Source organism: Streptomyces sp. XM83C (genome assembly GCF_023072675.1).
Taxonomy (GTDB): domain Bacteria; phylum Actinomycetota; class Actinomycetes; order Streptomycetales; family Streptomycetaceae; genus Streptomyces; species Streptomyces thermocoprophilus.
Genome location: NZ_JALLGL010000433.1, coordinates 1 through 3,891, shown reverse-complemented (window position 1 = coordinate 3,891; position 3,891 = coordinate 1). Strand labels below are relative to the sequence as shown.

Sequence of the window (3,891 nt, the reverse complement as noted above, 5' to 3'; positions counted from 1 at the left end):
TCGCTGATGGCCGTGGACCGGTCGGTACGGGTCGCCGAGGGCGCGCCCGACTCGCAGCGCCGGGTCCTCGTCGCGCAGGGCCTGCTGGACGAGCTGGCCCGCACCCCGTCGCCCTCGGCCGCCGCCGAGTCGGAGAAGGTGCACACGATCTGCGCGAGGGCGTAGGAGGTGAGCGCGTCGGGGGAGACATTGAGCCGGAGCGCGTCGTCGGGATCGCCCCGCCGGGGCCCCTCGACGGTCATGCCGCCGCGCACATCGGTCGTGTACCCGGCCTCCTTCTCCGCGGGCGACGGGGTGCGGGCCAGCTCGTCCAGCAGGCCCTGCGCGACGAGGACCCGGCGCTGCGAGTCGGGCGCGCCCTCGGCGACCCGTACCGACCGGTCCACGGCCATCAGCGACGAACCGCACAGCAGGAACACCTGCACCGGCACACCCCGCGTCGACTGCGTGGAGATCTCCGGTTCGGTGAGCGTGCAGCGCACCCGGGAGGGCGCGGCCCCGAAGTCGGTGGGGACCTCCGTGGCGCGGATACCGCACCCGGCCAGCACCACGCCCAGCAGGAAAGGCGCGAGCAGGCGTCTGACGGTCACTTGGCTTCCCCCTCGGATGTCTCCCCCTCGGATGTCTCCCCCTCGGATGTCTCCCCCTCGTCGGGCTTCCGCGTCAGCTCGGACGCGTCCCGAGGCAGCCGCAGCGTGAACACCGCGCCGCCCTCGGGCGAGTTGGCGGCGGTGATCTCGCCGCCGTGGATGTGCGCGTTCTCCAGGGCGATGGACAGGCCGAGGCCGCTGCCCTCGGAGCGGGGGCGAGAGGCGCTCGCCTTGTAGAAGCGGTCGAAGACATGCGGCAGGACGTCCTCGGGGATGCCCGGCCCGTGGTCACGGACCGCGATGACCACCGAGTCGTCCGACGCGCGCACCGACACCCGTACCGGCGATCCGCCGTGCTTGAGCGCGTTGCCGATCAGGTTGGCGAGTATGACGTCCAGGCGGCGCGGGTCGAGCCGGGCGGTGATGCCGCGTTCGGCGTCCAGTTCGACGGCGTCCAGCCAGGCACGCGCGTCGATGCAGGCGGTGATCTGGTCGGCGACGTCGACGTCGTCCAGGACGAGACGGGCGGTGCCCGCGTCGAAGCGGGTGACCTCCATCAGGTTCTCGACGAGGTCGTTGAGCCGTCGCGTCTCGCTGACGACGAGCCGTACCGCCGGCTCGATCATCGGGTCGATGCCGCCCGCCTCGGAGTCCAGCTCCTCCTCCAGCACCTCCGTCACCGCCGTGATCGCGGTGAGCGGCGTACGCAGCTCATGGCTCATGTCGGCCACGAAGCGGCGGGAGGCCTCGTCGCGGGCCGCCATCTCCGCGACCCGTTTCTCCAGAGCCTCGGCGGCGTTGTTGAACGTCCGTGACAGGTCGGCGAGTTCATCGGTGCCGGACACCCGCAGCCGCGTGTCCAGCTTGCCCTCGCCGAGGCGGCGCGCGGCGACACCGAGCCGGTGCACCGGCTTCAGCACGGTCGTCGCGGCGGCCTGCGCGAGCAGCGCGGCACCGATCAGCGCCAGAGCGGTGGCGATGCCCAGCGACCAGGCGAGCGAGTTGAGGTCCTTCGCCTCCGGCGCCAGCGACTTGCGCATGTAGCCGGTGGGACCGCCACCGATCACCTTCGTCCCGGCCACCAGATACGGGGTGCCGTCGTCCACGACCCGCTGCCAGTACAGGTGGTACGGCGACTTGTTCGCGGACGTGACCTTCTGCCGCCGGTTCACCGCGTCGCGCAGCGAGTCCGGCACGTCCCGCAGCGAGAAGCCGTTCAGGCCGCCCGAGTTGGCGTACACCGTCTTGCCGTTCGCGTCCTGCGCGACGAGCAGCACACTGAAACGCTGGCCGCTGCCGGCCATCTGACCGGCGGTGTGCTGAAGCTCGTCCTGGGTGGGACGGCGGGGCAGCGCGCCCGCCCGGTTCTGCATCTCCTGCTGGAAGTCCCGCAGCACCGCGTCCTGGGTGCGGGTGAGCACGGCCTCCCGGTTCAGCCAGTAGGCGATCCCCGAAGCCGACACCGCGGCCGTCAACGCGACCAGCCCGAACACCACGACCAGCCGCAGACGCAGGCTGGTGAAGCGCAGGCGTGACAGAACTCCCTTGCGATCCGCGGCCCAGCCGCGGAAACCCCCTTGCTGTGTCGTCACTGAGGCGGATCCAGGCGGTAGCCGACACCACGGACGGTACGGATCAGCGTCGGGGACGACGGGACGTCCTCCACCTTGGCGCGCAGCCGCTGGACACAGGCGTCCACCAGCCGCGAGTCACCGAGGTAGTCGTGCTCCCACACCAGACGCAGCAGCTGCTGCCGGGACAGGGCCTGCCCGGGCCGCCGGCTCAGCTCCAGCAGCAGCCGCAGCTCGGTCGGCGTGAGCTGTAGATCCTGCCCGTTCTTCGTCACCGTCATCGCGGCCCGGTCGATGACCAGGCTGCCGAAGGCCGCCGCGTCGTTCGACTCGCGTTCGCCGCGCCGCAGCACGGCACGGATACGGGCGTCGAGCACCCGCCCCTGCACCGGTTTCACGACATAGTCGTCGGCGCCGGACTCCAGCCCGACCACCACGTCGATGTCGTCGCTGCGCGCGGTCAGCAGAATGATCGGCAGCTGGTCGGTGCGCCGGATACGGCGGCACACCTCGAAGCCGTCGATGCCGGGCAGCATCACGTCCAGCACGATCAGGTCCGGCCGCTGCTCACGCAGCAGCTTCAGACCGTCCTCACCGCTGGCAGCGGTCGCCACACGGTGTCCCTGGCGCGTCAGTGAGAGCTCCAGGGCCGTTCGGATGGCGTCGTCGTCCTCGATCAGCAACAGGGAAGGCACGCGCTCATTCTGGCCCATGGAGGGGCCGCTGTTCGACCTGTGGGCCGTACGGGTGCGCCGTACAGCACCCCACGACGGTGTTCGATCTTGGGATACGGCCTCCCGGACCCCTGTGACAGGTCTGTGACAGTCGGCGGACACGGCGATGAAGTCGCCCCGGCAAGCTTTTCGGCACAGGCAACACAGCAAGCAGACCACGGAAGTCCACGACGGGAGGCGCGTGATGAATACGCTGCAGAGCACCAGCACCAGCGCTGTGGCCACGCGTCTGCACGACATCTGCGCACACCGGGGTCCAGAGAAGTCCGGTGCCGTGAGCGGGCGGGGGTGCGCTCGCGGCACCGGGCGTCAGCACACCGCGATCATGACGGTGGTCGACGCACACACGGGGGACACACACGGGGGAAGCGCGTACAGGGAGGGCTCGGGGGAGCGGAAGTCCCTGTCGGAGGCGGAGTTCACCGCCTACGTGCAGGAGCGCCGCGCCTCCCTGTACGCCACCGCCTACCACCTGACCGGCGACCGCTTCGAGGCTGAGGACCTGTTGCAGAGCGCGCTGTTCTCGACGTACCGGGCGTGGGACCGGATCAGCGACAAGGCCGCGGTCGGCGGCTATCTCCGCCGCACCATGACGAACCTGCACATCAGCGCGTGGCGCCGCCGCAAGCTGAACGAGTACCCGACCGAGGAACTGCCGGAGACGCCCGGCGACACGGACGCGATGCGCGGCACCGAACTGCGCGCGGTCCTGTGGCAGGCGCTCGCCCGGCTGCCGGAACTCCAGCGGACGATGCTGGTCCTGCGCTACTACGAGGGCCGCACCGACCCGGAGATCGCCGACATCCTCGACATCAGTGTCGGCACGGTGAAGTCCAGCATCTGGCGGTCGCTGCGCCGCCTGCGCGAGGACGAGGTCCTCAGCTTCGGCCGTGACGAGGAAGACGCCTTCGGCGAGCTTGTCGCCTGAGGGTGACGGGGGGGAAGGGGGCTGCGTCGTATACAAATCTCCGAGCACACGAGACTACGCTGCATCTC

Annotated in this window: 4 protein-coding genes; 1 reads left to right on the top strand and 3 read right to left on the bottom strand. The window is 70.4% G+C overall.

Features of this window, described 5'->3' with window-relative positions:
* The 3 genes from MTQ10_RS28710 to afsQ1 all read right to left on the bottom strand — a co-directional run.
* A partial coding sequence (locus MTQ10_RS28710; protein WP_247473270.1) for a hypothetical protein occupies positions 1-590 on the bottom strand: 590 nt, incomplete at its 3' end.
* Entirely contained in the window at positions 587-2,182 is a 1,596-nt protein-coding gene (locus tag MTQ10_RS28705) for an ATP-binding protein (protein WP_247473269.1), read from the bottom strand. The genes MTQ10_RS28710 and MTQ10_RS28705, both read right to left, overlap by 4 nt.
* Entirely contained in the window at positions 2,179-2,856 is a 678-nt protein-coding gene (afsQ1, locus tag MTQ10_RS28700; protein ID WP_247473268.1) for a two-component system response regulator AfsQ1, read from the bottom strand. Before afsQ1 ends, MTQ10_RS28705 begins: the two co-directional genes overlap by 4 nt.
* Before the next feature lie 223 nt (positions 2,857-3,079).
* Here afsQ1 and MTQ10_RS28695 point away from each other — a divergent pair, with 223 nt between their 5' ends.
* Positions 3,080-3,823 (top strand): SigE family RNA polymerase sigma factor, encoded by a 744-nt coding sequence (locus MTQ10_RS28695; RefSeq protein ID WP_247473267.1) that lies wholly within the window; start codon positions 3,080-3,082, stop codon positions 3,821-3,823.
* The last annotated feature ends 68 nt before the right edge of the window (positions 3,824-3,891 follow it).

What these genes read in the sequence shown, in the direction of transcription:
- MTQ10_RS28695 (WP_247473267.1), top strand. Translation starts at nt 3,080, where the DNA reads ATGAATACGCTGCAGAGCACCAGCACCAGCGCTGTGGCCACGCGTCTG.